Below are 17,480 nucleotides of genomic sequence, written 5' to 3' on the forward strand. Positions count from 1 at the left end.
TGAGCTTCGGCTTCCGCCTGGGCCTGGGCTTCGGCTTCTGCCTGAGCCTGGGCTTCGGCTTCCGCCTGGGCCTGGGAATCACGGGCCGCGCATTCGTCGGCGTCTGCAGCTTCCGAACCGTCGTTGCAGGTCACGGCCTGCGCCAGTTCAATCAGCTTCTCGTCTGCTTGACGCGACTGTGTCACCGGATCGGGACCATTGATGACGCTGACGGCCCCCGCTGGCTTTGCCAGCATCGCCATAGACAACACCGGGATAGCCACGGTGTTGAGCAGTCTTTTCTTGAACATGCCTTTTGTTTCCTTCCCTTTACGCCGCGGCAGACGGAGATGCTGTCCGCCGCAGCGCACGTGTCATTCTGTTTCGGTCCCGAGAGGCCGGATTGAAGCCGACCTTAAGAATAGTGAAATTAACCGCATGTGAACGCACGAATACGCGCTTTGCTCCATGATGCCAGAAGCTGCATCATCAACTCCGCACGGAATTATGACCATCCACGACCTTTTGCGGTGGCAAAATTTGTCCATTCGCGCGATTGCGGTTGATTTCCACGACAAAAGCAGACGAATATTGGGTCCAAGTATGGTCGAACACGGCCATGCGGCCAGGGATAGCCAATGAAAAGAACAGGGGCACCCACCAAAAGAGAGGATCACATGCGTATTTCGAAACGTTTTCTGGCAGCAGCCTCGATCGCTGCACTTTCGCTCTTCGCCGGTTCGGCGATGGCCCAGGAAAAGCTGATCATCGGCACTGAAGGCGCCTATCCGCCATTCAACAATCTGGAAGCCGACGGGACTCTGGTCGGTTTCGATATCGATATTGCAAAGGCGCTCTGCGAAGAAATGAAAGTAACCTGCGAATTCGTCACGCAGGATTGGGACGGCATCATTCCGGCGCTCCAGGCAAAGAAGTTTGACGCAATCATCGCATCGATGTCGATCACGCCTGAGCGCCTGGAAAAGGTCGACTTCTCCAAGAAGTACTACAATACGCCGCCTGCCATTGCCGTTCCGAAGGACAGCCCGATCACCGACCTGGCCGGCCTGAAGGGCAAGACGCTGGGCGCGCAGTCCTCGACCACCCATGCAAACTACGCTGAAAAGCACATGGCTGACTCGGAGCTGAAGCTCTACCCGACCGCAGACGAGTACAAGCTCGACGTCGAAGGCGGTCGCGTCGACGCCGTCATCGATGACATCGTCGTCCTGTCGGAATGGGTCAAGTCGGACGCCGGCAAGTGCTGCAAGATCCTGACGCCGCTGGAGACAGACGTCGAAATCAACGGCCAGGGCGCAGGCATCGCAGTTCGCAAGGGCGAAACGGCACTCGCTGACAAGCTCTCGGCCGCGATCGAAGGCATCCGCGCCAATGGCAAGTATGCTGAGATCAACAAGAAGTATTTCGACTTCGACGTTTACGGCAACTGATCGCTATCACCATGATCATGGGAATGGCGGAAGTCTCTGCGCTTCCGCCATTTCATTTTCGGCATGCAAAGAGTGAAAAGGCGGAACAACCGCCGAAGGGGAATGAAGCATGGTCGGAGTGACTGAAGCGCTCGGCTCCCTCTGGAATGAGGTTAGCCGCGCCCTCGATCCGTTCTGTGGGCCAGCGGGCGCCTTTCAACTGCTGGCGAAGGATAGCCTGGTCGCTTGCGGCGACGCCGGTTGGGGAGACGAGATTGCGTTAGGCGTCAAGGTGACGCTATCGCTTGCCGTTGCCACATTGCCTGTCGGGCTCGCCCTCGGCTTCCTGATTGCCCTCGCGATGCAATCGAAGGAGCGCAGCCTCAGGACCGCCACGGGCATATACACCACAATCTTTCGCGGCATGCCCGAACTCCTGACCCTCTTCATCATCTATTACGGCTTCCAGATCCTGTTGCAGACCCTGTTCACATCGCTTGGCAGCGGCGTGCAGGTGGAGATCAACGCCTTTGTCGCAGGCATGCTGGCCCTCTCCGTTGTCTTCTCGTCCTACGCCTCGGAAGTTCTGCTTTCGGCCTTTCGCGCCATTCCCAAGGGGCAATACGAGGCGGGTAGCGCCGTCGGCCTGTCGCGGGGCAAAACGATGGGGCTGGTGATCGTCCCACAGCTCATCCGCATCGCGCTTCCGGGGCTGAGCAATCTGTGGCTCGTGCTGCTCAAGGATACGGCCCTGGTTTCCGTCATCGGTCTTGCCGACATTCTGCGACAAACCGGCGTTGCGGCACGCGTAACCAAAGAGGCCTTCCTGTTCTATGGCCTGGCTTGTCTGATCTATCTTGCGCTGGCGAGCGTCTCTTCCATCGGTCTCAACGCGATTTCGCGTTGGGCCAATCGCTCGGAGGCCAGCCGATGAGCCATATCCTCGAAATGATACCTGCCCGCCCCGCGCCCCCCGCATCGGCAAGGGCGCTTTCCGGCTCGCGTATTCTAGGCTACGCACTCCTGGCCTTCTGGGCCCTGCTCGGTGCCGCCCTGCTCTGGTCGATGATCTCCAATTGGGACAGCGACAAGATCATGCGCTACGGACCGCGCTATCTGAACGGCCTCTGGACCACGCTCGCACTGACATTTACATCCATCGTTCTCGGCGCGCTCCTGTCTTTGCCTGTCACCTTTGCCCGGATGTCGAAGAGCAAGGTGCTGAACATCATCTCCTATGGCTATGTCTACCTCTTCCGCAGCACACCGATGCTGCTGCAGATCTTTCTGGTCTATTACGGGCTCGGATCCTTCCGGCCGCAGATCGAAGCCCTCGGTCTCTGGTGGTTTTTCCGTGAGGCCTGGTACTGCGCCGCCTTCGCCATGACGTTGAACACGGCCGCTTATCAGGCTGAAATTCTGCGCGGCGCCATCCAGAGCGTGCCGCGCGGCCAGACGGAAGGCGCCGCATCCCTGGGCCTCCCGAAGAGCGTGACCTTCTGGAAGATCATCCTCCCCCAGGCCCTGATCGTCGCCCTCCGCCCCTACGGCAATGAGATCATCTTCATGATCAAGGGCTCCGCCGTGGTTGCCGTTGTCACCGTCCTCGACCTGATGGGCCAGACCCGCTACGCCTTCTCGCGCACCTTTGACTACCAGACCTATCTCTGGGCGGCGATCTTCTACCTCGCCATTGTCGAGACGCTCCGCCATACATGGGCCGCCATCGAAGCCCGGCTGACACGCCATCTGAAGCGTTGAGGAAGAGCGTTCCGCCCGCACACAGAGCGGAACATGGCGATACTGACCATGCGGCATGCGTCGGTTCGCCTCGGCCAAAGATTGCCAATCCGAAGCCGAAGGGTTAGAGCAGCCCACCGGCCGAACGGCCACTCTTATACAGGAGGCCCGCATGGCCAAGATCGACGAAGAAGCGCTGGCGGAAGCCTACAACCGCGCCCTGGAACTGGAAAAGGCAGGCGATGTTGACGCCGCCGTGAAGGCCTATGAGGAAGTGCTCGCGATCGACCCCGAGGACCATGGCGGCGCAGCCGTTCGCATTGCGTCTCTTGGGCGGGGGGAAACGCCTGCCAAGGCGCCGGACGCCTATGTCGCCACCCTCTTCGATCAGCACGCTGAAGCTTTCGAAGACATCCTCGTCGAACAACTCGGCTACGCCGTACCGGTCATGGTGCGTCAGCGGCTGCAGACCCTCAACCTAGGTCCTTTCAAGCGCCTGCTTGATCTGGGCTGCGGCACGGGCCTCACCGGCGGCGCATTGCGCGACATGGTCGAGGATATCACCGGCATCGACATTTCCGAAAAGATGGTCGAACTCGCGCATGAGAAGGATCTCTATGAAACACTCTACGTTGCGGAAATCGACGACTTCCTCGAAGACAACGACGACGAGCCCTTCGACCTGATCACGGCGACAGACGTGCTGCCCTATCTCGGGGCTCTTGAACCGCTCTTCTTCGGCGCCGCCGAAAACATGGTGGACGACGGCATTTTCGTCTTCTCCTCAGAAACCCGCTCAGCAGCCACCATGGACGGCAAACCGTACAAGGTCGGCCCGCATCAGCGCTTCGTCCATGCAGAGGACTATGTTCGCGAACGGCTGACTGCGACTGGGTTCGAGCTGATCGAACTGACCGACATCAATGTGCGCATGCAGGATGGCGAACCGTCGCCCGGCCATCTGGTCGTGGCGAGAAAGCTTCCCACAGCCTGAAGCGCGAACAGCACCGGCTCGGCATATGATCGGCCGGTGCGCAAAGCCGCCGGATGGCTTTCCACCGCTCCTGCCTTGATCTATGCATATCGCGATCAAGGACAGGAGACATTTATATGGCGAAGGTTGCATTCATCGGTTTGGGCGTCATGGGTTACCCTATGGCCGGGCATCTGAAAGCCAAAGGCGGCCATGAGGTCACCGTCTACAACAGGACGGCGTCAAAGGCTGAAAGCTGGGTCTCCCAGCATGGTGGAACCGCAGCCCCGACACCAGCCGAAGCGGCCCGCGATGCAGATTTCATCTTCACCTGTGTCGGCAATGATGACGACCTGCGCCAGGTGACCACCGGCCCGGACGGTGTCCTTGCCACGATGAAGCCAGGCGTCATCCTCATCGACAACACCACGGCTTCGGCCGAGGTCGCCCGCGAGATTGCCGCCGCCGCCGAGGCCATCGGTTGCGCCTTTATCGACGCGCCTGTGTCCGGCGGACAGGCCGGCGCCGAAAATGGCGTGCTCACAGTCATGTGCGGCGGCAACGAGCAGGTATTTCAGCGCGCCAAACCGGTGATCGATGCCTATGCCCGAATGGTTGGCCTCATGGGTCCGGTCGGCGCCGGTCAGTTGACCAAGATGGTCAATCAGATCTGCATCGCCGGTCTGGTCCAGGGACTGGCCGAAGGTGTGCATTTCGGCAAGAAGGCAGGCCTCGACATCGAAAAGGTCGTCGAGGTGATTTCCAAGGGGGCCGCCGGCTCCTGGCAGATGGAAAACCGCCACAAGACCATGAACCAAAGCAAGTATGATTTCGGCTTTGCGGTCGACTGGATGCGCAAGGATCTCGACATCGTTCTGTCGGAAGCACGCCGAAACGGTGCGACCCTGCCCGTCACGGCACTCGTCGACCAGTTCTATGGCGAGGTCCAGAAGCTCGGTGGCAATCGCTGGGACACGTCTTCGCTGCTTGCGCGGCTGGAGAGCGAATAAGCAAAAACGGGCGCCTCCAACCGGAAGCGCCCGGCCTTCAACTGCCTGACCTCGGGATAGACCGAGGCAATATGATCAGTCTTCGCCGCTCTTTTGATTGTCGAGCATCATGTAGTCGAGCGGAAGCTCGGTCGTGTATTTGATCTGCTCCATGGCAAATGCGGAGGAGACATCCCGGATCTCGATCTTCGCGATCATCCGCTTGTAGAAGGCGTCATAAGCCGCGATATCGGGCACGACAACGCGCAGAAGATAATCGACGTCGCCGCTCATCCGGTAGAACTCGACGACTTCCGGGAATTCAGAAACGACTTCCGAAAAACGCTTCAGCCATTCGATTGAGTGGCTGGAGGTGCGGATCGAGACGAAAACGGTCACCTTGGTATTGACCTTGGCGGGATCGAGCAGGGCCACGCGCTTGCGGATCACCCCGTCCTCTTCCATCTTCTGGATACGGCGCCAGCATGGCGTGGTGGAAAGTCCGACCTTTTTCGCCAGATCGGCGACGGCGAGCGTGGAATCTTCCTGAAGAATGCGAAGTATCTTGCGGTCTAGACGATCCATGACGGCCCCGAAAACTGATTTTCTCTGATATAGCCCGAATCAGCCCACCACTGGAAAATCATTTCCAGCTATCAACAGGGAAACTTCGCGACGCAGCACGGGCAGGACGTCGGCTTCGAACCAAGGATTCCGTTTCAACCAGCCCGTATTCCGCCAGCTCGGATGCGGCAAGGGCAAGACACGAGGGCCCGGTCGGTTGCTCAACAGGAATTCCCGCCAATGGGTAACCGTCTCTGTCATCGTCCGGCGACGACGCTCCCCCAGATGGTAGGTCTGTGCATACTGGCCGATGGCCAGAACCAGCTGCACCTGAGGCATCGTCGCCATGACGCTTGCGCGCCAATGCGGTGCGCATTCCCGACGCGGCGGTAGATCGTGACCTTGGACGTCATAGCCGGGGAAACAAAAACCCATCGGTGCAATGCCAAACCGGCTGCGATCGTAAAAAGTCTCACGATCGACACCGAGCCACTGACGGAGCCGGTCTCCTGAGGCATCATTAAAAGGCAAGCCCGACTCGTGAACCTTCAAGCCCGGCGCCTGACCGGCAATCAGGATCGGCGCCTCCGACGAAAGCCAGGCGATCGGGCGCGGCTCATGCGGCAGCCGGAAGGCCTCACCGCCATGCGGGCTGTCGCGGCAGATCCGGCAGGAGGCGATGGCACGGCCGAGCGCACCGATCGCATCTGGAGCATTCGGGAAAACAGAAACCATTCGACCTCCTTTGCTCAACCTCGCCCGCCTGGATCGATAGCAAAGCCAGTGTCCCCCATCTGGTTCCCTCCTTCAGCGACGGCAAGCGAGCGCTTCGCACATGCCCGCCCTCGGCTGAGCTTGGCTATGTGAAGGAAATCTTGGCACATATGGCAAACAAATCCTTCCGCGACAGGATCTTCTTAAGATTTGAGCGCTAACACTTCAACAAGAGCAAAAGACCGCAAATCCATGAGTGATGACGTATCCACATCGACGGACAAGAACGTTGTCGACCTGACACGCGGTCATCGAAAGACGGCTGCGACAAAGGCCGTGCGGACGACCCGTGACCGGCTGCAGTCGGGGCAAGGTCTGTCGCCTGCGTTCGACGCCGAGATCCTGAGCATGCACATTGCAGCAACACTGCAAGGCGCTGCCGTCATGCCTGTCATCATTTTCCTCGTTGCAGGCTTTGGCGCGTATTTCACCGCTGAGCCCGCAATCATGATCTGGGCGCTCTTTGCACTCAGCATGCATGCGGCCGGCGTCCTCTTGGTCCGGAGCGCACAAAGAAGCGGCATCACGCCTGCAAACCAACAGCGTTGGCGTCATCTCATCCTTGTCGCCCAGATCGCCATGGGAAGCGCATGGGCCCTGTTCGCCCTGCAATCCTGTGCGACCTGCGAACAGACGACCTTCATCTCCTACAAGGGGTCTGTGCTTCTTCTGGCCGTTTCCATCTCTGCAATGGGCGCCATGCTGCTACGTCAGGCAGTCCTATTCAGCTTCCTGCCCACGGTCATCGCGCTCATCTATGTTGCCATCAGCAGCCGCCACATGCTCGATGTCGGCCTGACCGCGGTCTTCACCACAGCGCTTGTCTTCTTCATCTACATTACCAACCGGCTGCACCAGGCAAATGTGAAACTTCTGTCCTTCCAAACGGAGAAGGACGACCTGATCGCCGAGCTCGAAGTGGCAAAATCGCTGTCTGACGAAGCACGGCGCAGGGCTGAAGAAGCCAATATGGCGAAGTCCCGTTTCCTCGCCTCGATGTCGCATGAACTGCGCACTCCGCTCAACGCGATCCTGGGCTTCTCCGAAGTCATGGCAACGGAGGTTCTGGGGCCGCTGAACAACCCGCTTTACAAGGAATATTCGAGCGACATCCATCGCTCCGGAAAACATCTTCTCGACCTTATCAACGAGATCCTCGACCTGTCGCGCATCGAGGCGGGAAAATACGAGCTTAGTGAGGAAACGATTTCCTTGCTCGACGTCGCGGAAGAATCCATCGGCATGATCCAGCTCCGGGCCAAATCGAAAAATATCCGGATCGATCAGCAGTTTGAGACGGGGTTGCCGCCCGTCTGGGCCGATGAAAAGGCAATTCGCCAGGTCGTCCTCAACCTGCTGTCGAACGCCGTCAAGTTCACGCCGCAGGGCGGAGAGATCATGGTGAAGGCGGGTTGGACCGCAGGCGGCGGACAATACATCTCGATCAAGGACAATGGTCCGGGCATCCCGGAAAACGAAATCCCGATCGTGCTCTCGGCCTTTGGCCAGGGTTCGATCGCGATCAAGAGCGCAGAGCAGGGTACCGGCCTTGGCCTCCCCATCGTCCAAGCGATCCTCGCCAAGCATGGTGGGGAATTCAAACTGAAATCCAGGCTGCGTGAGGGCACGGAAGTGATCGCCATCCTGCCATCAAGCCGTGTCCTCGAAAGCCTGCCCGCAGTGAGCGAGACGAAGGCGGTAGAACCCCGCCGTCGTCAATTTGCCTGATCAGCTAAAGATCAGCCGCTCCACGAGCACGTAGGCGACAAACGCGACATTCGACATGATCAGACAGAAAACCGCGAAGGATCCAAGATCCTTGGCGTTACGCCCGACGGTCGAGATCTCAGGTGATATACGGTCCACAAGTTCCTCGATCGCGGTGTTCAGCGCCTCGACACAGAACATCAGCAACATCAGGACAATAAAACCGAGGAATTCGAAGCGCGACGCGCCGACGGCGACGAACATGACGAGACCGACGCCAAATGCCAGCAACTCGTGACGGAAGGCCGCCTCCAGGATGAGCCTCCGGAACCCCTGCGCCGAATAGCGCCCGGCGGCAAACAGATGGGCGACGCCGGTCTTTTTCTTAATCGTTTCCGCCGCGAGCTTTTCAGCGGCTGTGGGCTTTTCGTGACGCTCAGCCATGGGTCTTGTTGCTCACGCCAGCCTGATCGAACGTTGCCATGCCCGAATGGCAGGCAGCCGCCGATTTCACGATACCGGCGGCAAGTGCCGCACCCGTGCCCTCCCCGAGCCGCATGCCAAGCGCCAGAAGCGGCGTCTTGCCGAGGCGCTCGATCGAGCGGAGATGACCAGGTTCACCGGAGACGTGACCAATCAGGCAGTGATCCAGCGCCGTCGGATTCGCAGCCTTCAGAATGGCAGCGGCGGCCGTCGCCACATAGCCGTCGATCAGTACGGGGATCCGCTCCATGCGGGCGGCGAGGATCGCACCGGCCATCGCCGCGATCTCGCGACCGCCCAAGCGGCGCAGGACTTCCAACGGATCGCCGAGATGCTCGCGGTGGAAGGCGACCGCCTGCTTAACCGCTGCGATCTTGCGCTGCAGGATCTCGCCTTCCGAACCGGTTCCGGGTCCGACCCAATCCTCGGCCTCGCCGCCATAAAGTGCGAGGTTGATCGCCGCCGCAATAGTCGTGTTGCCGATACCCATCTCACCAATGCAGAGCAGATCCGTACCACCCGCAATCGCTTCCATGCCAAAGGCCATGGTGGCGGCACAATCACGCTCGGACAGGGCGGGCTCGCAGGTGATGTCACCTGTCGGATAATCAAGCGCGAGATCGAAGATCTTCAAACCCAGATCATGGGTCACGCAGATCTGATTGATAGCAGCACCGCCGGCTGCAAAATTCTCGACCATTTGCTGGGTCACCGAAGGCGGGAAAGGCGTGATGCCATGGCGGGTCACGCCATGATTACCGGCAAAAATGGCGACAAGCGGCCGGTTGACCGCCGGTGCACGCCCGCTCCATGCGGCAAGCCACATGGCGATTTCCTCAAGCCGGCCGAGTGCACCCGGTGGCTTGGTCAGTTGACGATCCCTGTCCCGCGCAGCAGCCAGCGCGGCCGTATCGGGCCCCGGCAGATCTCTCAGCAGCGTACGGAAATCGTCGAAGGGGAGACCGGTGACGCTCATCGGCGGAGTATCCTTGTATTCTTCCAGCAAATCGGGCTTTGTGGCCTCTCTCTTAATCACCGAACCCGATGGGCTCAACTCAAAAAGCGGCGTCCAGGGACGACCGTTGAACGGAAGGCAGGAATGTCGCATTGGCGTATCGTCGCAGAGGAAACAGCAAGAGCCCTCGCCTTCCTCAGTCGCCTCCCCGTTCCGGACCGTTTCTTCGTCGGATATGACGGTCGCCTGACCCGCACGGTCGCGGCATTTCCACTCGCCGGAATGCTGATTGCACTGCCGGCATCCGTCATCCTGGGCCTCCTTGGATCAACGGGTGACAAGGGCGTCCTTGCGGCACTGATGGCACTGCTGCTCATGGTGATGGCGACCGGTGCACTCCACGAAGATGGACTTGCGGACTGCGCCGACGGCCTCGGCGGGGGACGAGACAAGGATACCGCGCTCGCGATCATGAAGGACAGCCGGATCGGTGCGTATGGCGCCGTAGCGCTGATCTTTTCCTTTGGGCTGCGGACGGCGGCGCTCGCAGCATTGCTCAACGAAACATCGCCACTAGCCACAGCAATCGCGCTGCTGTCAGCTGCAGCCTTCAGTCGCTCGGCGCTTGTCTGGCACTGGCGTACCCTACCCTCGGCGCGCATGTCGGGCGTAGCAGCTGCGGCGGGCGAACCTGACCCTTATGCCGCTCGGGTCGCTTACCTTGGCGGAACGCTTATACCGCTCTTGCTCGCAAGCCTTGTCCTTGCGGTTTTACCCGTTGCGACTGCCATGCTGGTTGCGGCATCAGGCGTTACAGCCTTCACTGCATTCGTCAGACGCAAGCTGGACGGCCATACCGGTGACACGCTGGGCGCAACGCAACAGGTCTGCGAAATCCTCTTTCTGACCTCCCTTGCCTTCCTGGTTTAGCACGCCGATATAAAGCGCCAACGAAAGGCAAGCGATGGAAACGCCCTGCATCCTGATCTGTTCGATCGACGACAAGACCGGCTATTGCTTCGGTTGCGGCCGGACGCGTGAGGAAATTGGCTACTGGACGACCTATAGCGCCGAGGAGCGGCGCAGCATCATGGCGTCCCTTGCCGCCCGCCTGGAAACCGTCGAACGCCGCCCACGCCGCGAGACCCGCAGAAGTCAGATCGCCCGCGAGAGAGACGGAAGCTGATGCGCTACCTGCTCGCCTTTGCCATCCTCGGCGTCGGTCTGCTTGTTCTCGTTTTTAATCACGACGCGGTCCAGAGCTTCGGCATGGACAACGAGGATTTCGGTCAGATCATCTATACTTTGCCGATTATCCTGATGATTTCGACAGGTATCCTGCTTGGTCGCAACACCTTGGGGCAGTCCCTGCGTCACCTCCTGATCTGGGTGCTGATCGGCCTCACGCTGATGACCGGCTATGTTTATCGTCAGGATGCCGAGCGGGTCGGCGAAAAACTGCTGGCGGGTCTTTTACCGGGCCGAGCTGTCTCCGTGCGCACGGCAGATGGCGGCCGGGAAGTCCTGTTGCAAAAGTCACTTGGCGGTCATTTCGAAACGACGATCAGCATTGGCGCAATCGACGTACCAGTGCTGATCGACACTGGCGCGAGTTCCGTCGCGCTGCGCTTCGAGGATGCCGTGCGCATGGGCATCGACCCGGATACGCTAATCTTCAGCCGCACAGTGCTGACGGCGAACGGCCGGGCCCAGGCCGCCCCCCATACGATCCCCGAAATCAGGCTCGGAGACATCGTCCGAACCAATGTCGACGCTGTCGTGCTTGAGGAAGGACTGCTCGATAGCAGCCTCCTTGGCATGAGTTTCTTGGCCACCCTGCACTCACTGCAGATGCAGGGGGACGAACTCAGATTGCGCGACTGAGTCGAATGATCAGGGCCGGAGCTTGTAGCCGGTCTTGAAGATCCAGTGCAGGAAGCCGAGCAGAGCCGCCAGGAAGACCCCGATCATCACCAGGCTGACCACTGGATCGATGTCCGACGTGCCAAAGAAGCTCCAGCGAAAACCACTCACCAGGTAGAGAACCGGATTGAAGTGGCTGACCGTCTGCCAGAACGGCGGCAGCATGTCGATCGAATAGAAGGTTCCACCGAGAAAGGTAAGCGGCGGCACGACGAGGGAAGGCACAAGCGCCAACTGCTCGAAATTCTTCGCCAGAATACCGATGATGAAGCCGGCGAGACTGAAGGTGATCGCCGTCAGGATCATGAAGAACAACATCAGAGCCGGATGCTGGATCTGCAAATCAACAAACACAGCCGCTGTTGCCAGAATGATCAGGCCGACCAGCATGCCTTTGGTCGCCGCCGCGCCAACATAGCCGATCAGGATCTCGAACATAGCCACCGGCGCCGAGAGGATTTCATAGATCGTTCCGGTGAATTTCGGGAAATAAATGCCGGACGATCCGTTCGAAACGCATTGCGTCACCAGCGCCAGCATGATCAGGCCAGGCGTGATAAATCCGCCATAGGAGACCCCGTCAATTTCCTGCATCCGGGAGCCAACGGCTGCGCCAAACACGACGAAATAGAGCGCAGTGGACAAGACAGGCGAGACAATGCTCTGCAAGAGCGTGCGACGGGTGCGGGCCATCTCATAGACATAGATCGACTTGATCGCTTCGATGTTCATGCGTTTTCTCCGATCAGCGACACGAAGATGTCTTCGAGCGAGGTCTGGCGTGTCGACAAGTCACCGACCAACAGACCGGCGGCGGACAGCGCCTGCAGAAGGCGGGCGATTTCCCCATCCTGACTGCCCAGCTCATAGGCATAGACCAACTCGTCGCCTCCCTCGGAAAGAGCAAGATCCCAGCTGGAAAGAGAGGCTGGCAGCGCCGTGATCGGCTGCGTCAACTTGACGGCCAACTGCTTCTTGCCCAGCTTGCGCATCAGCGCATCTTTGTCCTCGACCAGCAAAAGACGACCTCGGTCGATCACGCCGATCCGGTCGGCAATTTCCTGCGCTTCTTCAATATAGTGGGTCGTCAGGATGATTGTCACACCCTTCTCCCGCAACCGTTCCACCAGTTGCCACATATCCTTGCGCAAGGCCACGTCGACGCCCGCCGTCGGCTCGTCAAGGAAGAGAATGCTTGGCTCGTGCGACAAGGCCTTGGCGATCAGCACGCGCCGCTTCATGCCACCCGAGAGTTCCCGCAGGGCATTGTTGCGCTTGTCGAGAAGCGACAGATCCGCCAACACCTGCTCAATAAAGGCAGGATCAGGTTTCCTGCCATTCAGGCCACGAGAGAAGCTGACCGTGTTGATCACACTCTCGAACATGTCCGTTGTCAGCTCTTGTGGGACGAGGCCGATCCTGGCCCGCGCCTCACGAAAATCCTTGACCACGTCATATCCGTCGACCGTGACGCTGCCAGCGGTTGGATTTGTCATGCCACAGATGATGGAAATCAATGTTGTCTTGCCGGCGCCGTTCGGGCCTAGCAGGGCAAGAATTTCGCCCTTCTTTATGTCGAGGCTGACGCCATCAAGCGCCTTGAAGCCATTGGAATAGCTCTTGGAGAGGGATCTCACCGAAATTATGGGGGTCATGAAGTGCTCGGAAATGGACAGTGCCGGAGGCGGCGTGCGCTTCAATATAAGAACACTTCATCACGAGACCAGACCCAGCCGACCATCTTCTGCCGCATGAGGACCAGACTGAGATCAACAACCAACCGACGCAGTGGCAGGCGTGAAGGCAGACGGGCAAGGTGCCGCGCAGTTTTGCGGGGATCATTGAGGGCTGGCGTGAGGGGGTGACAAGACACACCCCTCAGCAGTCAAAGCCAATCAGCAGCGGTAATCAACCAGCTTTGCGGGCCTGTGCGGCCTTGATCTGCACCAGCGTGTCCAGATTCTGGTTCACGCGGCAATAGAACTCTTCGTCGATGAAAGGCCGGAGCATGAAGTCATTACCACCAACCTTGAGGAAGCGCGCCGACAGCAGTCGGTTATTCGATGAGGAAACGCCGATGATGCGCAACTCGTGTGAACCGCGAACGGCGCGGATACGGCGGGTCAGTTCGAAGCCGTCGATATCGGGCATATTATAATCGGTAACGACAAGTCCGACATCCGGATTGGCCTTGAGAAGCTCAATGGCCTTGGCGCCGTTTTCCGCAAGGCTAACACGGAAATTGTAACGACGCAGGCGGCTGGATAGAAGCGCTCGCGCCGTCGGGCTGTCATCAACGATCAGCACGTGATGGCGATGATTGGTCAGGAAGCGGTAGACGGACTCAGCCAGCATTTCGACGGCGAAGACATTGTCCTTGAGAATGTAGTCGACGATGTCCTTCGCCAACAGCTTCTCGCGCATTTCGTCGACGAATGTTCCGGTAAAGACCACGGTCGGAATATTGCAGTCGATCAGATACTCAAGCGCCTCGCCATTTTCTGCACCGGGCAGATTGATGTTCGAGATTGCCAGATCGACCTTGGCGTCTGAAAGCTCATTGGCCATCTGAAGATCTTCGAAGGTGCGGCAGATTTCGACATCGACCCCCATCAGTTCCTTCAGGCGCTGCCTGATCATCTGCGTGAAGACGTTTGAGTCTTCACCGAGAATAATCCGGACATCAGGAAAAGTTTCTCCGGAATACTCCATCCCCGAGACGCCAAGAACTGCCATGACACGCCTTCTTTTGTAATTGTTTCTTCGTGAAACAGGTAACATCGATGCTTTGCGGAACCGTTAACCCCGGAAAGCACGATCTTGCGTGATTTAGGACAAATGAATAAATAACGATCTTCGCCAAGAACTTTTTCAGTTCAAGCGATTTTCACTTGATGACGGCGCCACCGTCTCCCAGTTCGATTGTCTCATCACCAGCGAGACCGATCCGGTCTCCATTCGGGAGTGTTACGAAGCAGCCGGCAGGACAGATTGTCTCGGATGCGCCGGCGTCAAGTGCCAGTTCGACCTTGCTACCATCTTCAACGACGACGATGACCACAGCGGACGCCCCGCCATTGTTGATGGTCGCAGCATTCGCCCCGAACGCCAGAAGAATTCCGCCAAAGGCGAGAAGCCTTCCCATGACATGCCATTTGTCCACACCAAGATGAAGCAAGAGCGTCACTCCCCGAACGCACACCGGAACGATCCCGAAGCGCATGCCACTCTCTTGCCATTATCCGGCTGAATGCGGCCTGAATGGAGCGTTCATGGCAGGATCTTGTCATCATCCGGTTCGTCTTGCAAATCGACGTCAGGTGATTTTTGCGGAGCGAACGGTTTTCGCCCTCTGCGGGTGATCGACATGGCATCACGCATGCTGATCGTAACATCCTGGTGCGGATAGGGCATGACGATACCCCTCGCCCGAAAGCGCTTGAGGATCTCGACGCGGACATTGTTGCGGATATCAAGCCCTTTGCCCATGTCGGCGAGATGGAAGCGCAACTCGAAATCCAGGGACGACGCGCCAAACCGCAGAAATTCAACATGCGGCTCGGGATTTCGCAGGATGTCGGGATTGTCCGCCACCACCTCCAGCAAAACCTGGATGATCTCCTCGGGATCGGAATCAAAGGCAACGCTTACCGGCACCTCGGACCGTTGCACCCTGTTGCGATGCGTCCAGTTCCCGACGGGTGCATTGATCAGTTCGGAATTCGGCACGATGATTGTCTGTCGTCGGAATGTCTCGATTTCCGTCGCGCGGACCGAAATGCGCTGGACAATGCCTTCGTTGACACCGGTGATCACATGATCTCCGACCTTGAAGGGCCGCTCGACCAGAAGGATCAGCCCCGACACGAAGTTCGAGACAATATTCTGCAGGCCGAAACCGATGCCGAGCGACAGGGCACCCGCCACCAGTGCAAGGCTCGATAGATCGATACCGGCGGCCGATATCCCCACAATGCCGGCAAGACCCGTACCGAGGTAACCAATGCCGGTGCGCACTGAGTTTCGAACGCCGCCATCCACCTGGGACCGAGCCATGACGTTTCCGTCCAGCCACTTCTGGAACCAGCGGGTCAGCACCAGCCCTATGGCGAAGAGCAGGATGCCGCCCAGAATGCCGAAGATGGAAATCCGTATCGTGCCGACATTGATCTCGGTGAACAGGCGATAGACCCAAAGCCGGATGTCGCCCGGCTGGAAGCCCCAGGACATCAGAATAAGCGGCACACCTGTCGCAAGAGCGAAAGCATAGATGAAAAGACCAGCAACGATCCCGCTCTGATCAAGCCCGACACTGCTCAGCCTGAACTGCCGTCCGATGAACCGGCCGACCCGGGTTTCGCCGAACTGGTTCGGTGCAGAAATCGCCTTGCCGGAAAGAATGCCAATATAGATTGTCGCGACCACCGCACCGGTCACGACAATTTGCGTCGCAAGGAACCGGGCCAGCCCCACATAGCCGATCGATGCGGCGAGGATCAGCACCACCCCGACGCCCCTGAGGGTATAGGATACCGTCCTTGGCCAGTCCCGCCCGGGCGCGGCCGGGTTCTCACTCTCTGCAAGCACCGGCTTCAGCAGGGACACCAGCACGAGCAAGAGACCAACGATGACCGACGAGACGAGGCTCTTCACCACCGTCAAAACCACAGGCGAACTGTAGGTCTCGCTGATCACAGCGAGCACGAAGTCCACGCCGTTGACCAGGACCATCAGGAATATCGCGATGCTCAGGTCGCGCGCGCCGCGATTGGAAACATGCACCAGCCGCCAGTTCGGCGCAGCTGGCGCCAGAACCGCCCGGGAAACGGCGGTGACGAAGAAGACGAGACCGATCAGAGCAAAGACGGACGCTGCGATCGGGGCAATATCGCCCCGCAACACATTGAAGGTTTGGAGCAGGAAATAGGTCGAGACGAGGAAAAAAGTCAGGGCGAGCGACGGAAGGATGGTCGACCAGAACGCGACGGACAGGCGGCTGATATAGGAGGGATCATCATTGGTTGGATCGCGGCGATGAAGCCTGCCAAACAGGCGATATTCTGCAAACACGATGGCCGATGCGAGCGCAAGCGACAGAACCACTGCAATGGCAAGCGGGGCGGCCTTGAAGCGGACAACGAACTGCAGCCAGCTGAGGATGCTCTTGCGCACCCGCTCGGCGTCACTTCTGAACGAATCCCATGCATCACGCAGGATTGTCCCGTCGATCTCCGTATGGGCAAACAACTGATTGGTGAACAGACTGCGGCGAATATTCGATATGCGATCCGAGAGCGTCTTTGCCTCAATTGAAAGGTCTTCCGCCTGCCCCGTCATCGCATTGATTTCGGACCGCGACGCGTTCAGCCGATTGCGCTCCTGAGTGACCGCCGCATTCTCCGCCGGCTGTCCCTCTGCTGGAGGCTCGCCAAGCTCGGTCAGACGTGTCTGAATATCGTTCAAACGAGGGCGCAGATCGACGGATATCGATAGCACCTCACGCACCAGAGCGTCTGTCTGGATCTTGATATCAGCGAGGATCCGGTCATCGGCCTCGTTCTTTTCAACCTGTTCGCGCAGGCCAGCGAGACGGGTGCGCACCTGCTCAATGCGTTGCGACGCAATCACCAGCGGATCATCAGGCGAGAGCGGTTCGGCCGCAGGCTCCGGAACCTGAGCCGTCGGCGCAGCCTGGACTGCTGGAGCCGTCTGGACAGGCGTGTTTGCCGCAGGCGGCACCGAAGGCGCGGTCGCACCCGCAGGAGATTCGCCCGCCGAAACAGGTGTTTCGCCGGGTTTATCCTGGGCTGGAACCGATGTTGCCCCCAGCGTGAAGAACAAAACGAAGAGGACCCGGACGAGCCGGGTGCCACGAATATGTGTCAGGATATGGATCAAGGATCTGGCCAGTCGGACAATGTCTTTGAGCGACAGTAGAGCCAGTTAAAGGCAAAAGAAAGAAC

General features: G+C 58.9%; 18 protein-coding genes and 1 pseudogene. 9 read left to right on the forward strand and 10 right to left on the reverse strand.

The genetic code is table 11. The annotated features are described in order from the left end of the window. A pseudogene (locus tag IP76_RS01620) lies at positions 1-290 on the reverse strand (hypothetical protein); the annotation flags it as partial. 366 nt (positions 291-656) lie between these two features. Here IP76_RS01620 and IP76_RS01625 point away from each other — a divergent pair. From IP76_RS01625 to IP76_RS01645, 5 genes are all read left to right on the forward strand, one after another. Continuing rightward, positions 657-1,430 (forward strand): ABC transporter substrate-binding protein, encoded by a 774-nt coding sequence (locus IP76_RS01625; RefSeq protein ID WP_054156444.1) that lies wholly within the window; start codon positions 657-659, stop codon positions 1,428-1,430. A 109-nt stretch (positions 1,431-1,539) separates the two neighbouring features. Beyond that, positions 1,540-2,343, forward strand: a complete 804-nt coding sequence (locus IP76_RS01630) for an ABC transporter permease (RefSeq protein WP_054156445.1) — start codon at positions 1,540-1,542, stop codon at positions 2,341-2,343. Further along, positions 2,340-3,170, forward strand: a complete 831-nt coding sequence (locus tag IP76_RS01635) for an ABC transporter permease (RefSeq protein ID WP_054156446.1) — start codon at positions 2,340-2,342, stop codon at positions 3,168-3,170. Before IP76_RS01630 ends, IP76_RS01635 begins: the two co-directional genes overlap by 4 nt. A gap of 151 nt (positions 3,171-3,321) precedes the next feature. Beyond that, positions 3,322-4,143, forward strand: a complete 822-nt coding sequence (locus IP76_RS01640) for a methyltransferase domain-containing protein (protein ID WP_054156447.1) — start codon at positions 3,322-3,324, stop codon at positions 4,141-4,143. A 53-nt stretch (positions 4,144-4,196) separates the two neighbouring features. Beyond that, positions 4,197-5,132, forward strand: coding sequence for an NAD(P)-dependent oxidoreductase (locus IP76_RS01645; protein ID WP_082352368.1), 936 nt, complete (start codon positions 4,197-4,199; stop codon positions 5,130-5,132). A gap of 75 nt (positions 5,133-5,207) precedes the next feature. Here IP76_RS01645 and IP76_RS01650 read toward each other — a convergent pair whose 3' ends face one another. Next, a complete protein-coding gene (locus IP76_RS01650) occupies positions 5,208-5,696 on the reverse strand; it encodes an Lrp/AsnC family transcriptional regulator (RefSeq protein ID WP_054156449.1) in 489 nt (162 codons plus the stop codon). Positions 5,697-5,735: 39 nt separating this feature from the next. Further along, positions 5,736-6,410, reverse strand: coding sequence for a uracil-DNA glycosylase family protein (locus IP76_RS01655; RefSeq protein WP_054156450.1), 675 nt, complete (start codon positions 6,408-6,410; stop codon positions 5,736-5,738). Positions 6,411-6,641: 231 nt separating this feature from the next. On the opposite strand from IP76_RS01655, the gene IP76_RS01660 reads away from it, so the two are divergent. Beyond that, positions 6,642-8,177 (forward strand): sensor histidine kinase KdpD, encoded by a 1,536-nt coding sequence (locus tag IP76_RS01660; protein ID WP_054156451.1) that lies wholly within the window; start codon positions 6,642-6,644, stop codon positions 8,175-8,177. Here the strand turns inward: IP76_RS01660 and IP76_RS01665 are convergent, their stop codons facing one another. Both IP76_RS01665 and cobT read right to left on the reverse strand, forming a co-directional pair. Continuing rightward, positions 8,178-8,600, reverse strand: coding sequence for a diacylglycerol kinase (locus tag IP76_RS01665; RefSeq protein ID WP_054156452.1), 423 nt, complete (start codon positions 8,598-8,600; stop codon positions 8,178-8,180). Then, a complete protein-coding gene (gene cobT / locus IP76_RS01670) occupies positions 8,593-9,615 on the reverse strand; it encodes a nicotinate-nucleotide--dimethylbenzimidazole phosphoribosyltransferase (protein ID WP_054156453.1) in 1,023 nt (340 codons plus the stop codon). The genes IP76_RS01665 and cobT overlap by 8 nt, the downstream gene beginning before the upstream one ends. Before the next feature lie 123 nt (positions 9,616-9,738). Between cobT and cobS the strand changes: the two genes are divergently transcribed. Genes cobS through IP76_RS01685 form a run of 3 tightly spaced genes read left to right on the forward strand, consistent with a single transcriptional unit; the run spans position 9,739 to position 11,478 of the window. Continuing rightward, complete coding sequence (cobS, locus tag IP76_RS01675) at positions 9,739-10,524, forward strand: adenosylcobinamide-GDP ribazoletransferase (RefSeq protein ID WP_054156454.1); 786 nt, start codon at positions 9,739-9,741, stop codon at positions 10,522-10,524. A gap of 34 nt (positions 10,525-10,558) precedes the next feature. Beyond that, positions 10,559-10,780, forward strand: coding sequence for a DUF1289 domain-containing protein (locus IP76_RS01680; RefSeq protein WP_054156455.1), 222 nt, complete (start codon positions 10,559-10,561; stop codon positions 10,778-10,780). Next, positions 10,780-11,478, forward strand: a complete 699-nt coding sequence (locus IP76_RS01685; protein WP_156318441.1) for a TIGR02281 family clan AA aspartic protease — start codon at positions 10,780-10,782, stop codon at positions 11,476-11,478. Before IP76_RS01680 ends, IP76_RS01685 begins: the two co-directional genes overlap by 1 nt. Positions 11,479-11,487: 9 nt before the next feature. Here the strand turns inward: IP76_RS01685 and IP76_RS01690 are convergent, their stop codons facing one another. From IP76_RS01690 to IP76_RS01710, 5 genes are all read right to left on the reverse strand, one after another. Beyond that, positions 11,488-12,249 carry an ABC transporter permease gene (locus IP76_RS01690; RefSeq protein ID WP_054156457.1) on the reverse strand — a complete coding sequence of 254 codons (762 nt, stop codon included), beginning with the start codon at positions 12,247-12,249 and terminating at the stop codon, positions 11,488-11,490. Continuing rightward, positions 12,246-13,172 carry an ABC transporter ATP-binding protein gene (locus tag IP76_RS01695; RefSeq protein ID WP_054156527.1) on the reverse strand — a complete coding sequence of 309 codons (927 nt, stop codon included), beginning with the start codon at positions 13,170-13,172 and terminating at the stop codon, positions 12,246-12,248. The genes IP76_RS01690 and IP76_RS01695 overlap by 4 nt, the downstream gene beginning before the upstream one ends. A 253-nt stretch (positions 13,173-13,425) precedes the next feature. Next, a complete protein-coding gene (locus tag IP76_RS01700) occupies positions 13,426-14,253 on the reverse strand; it encodes a response regulator (protein ID WP_054156458.1) in 828 nt (275 codons plus the stop codon). Between the two features lie 151 nt (positions 14,254-14,404). Next, positions 14,405-14,662 (reverse strand): hypothetical protein, encoded by a 258-nt coding sequence (locus tag IP76_RS01705; RefSeq protein ID WP_054156528.1) that lies wholly within the window; start codon positions 14,660-14,662, stop codon positions 14,405-14,407. Between the two features lie 125 nt (positions 14,663-14,787). Continuing rightward, positions 14,788-17,415, reverse strand: a complete 2,628-nt coding sequence (locus tag IP76_RS01710) for a mechanosensitive ion channel family protein (protein ID WP_245281359.1) — start codon at positions 17,413-17,415, stop codon at positions 14,788-14,790. Positions 17,416-17,480 lie beyond the last annotated feature (65 nt).

Source organism: Rhizobium sp. AAP43, assembly GCF_001296045.1.
Lineage (GTDB): Bacteria > Pseudomonadota > Alphaproteobacteria > Rhizobiales > Rhizobiaceae > Allorhizobium.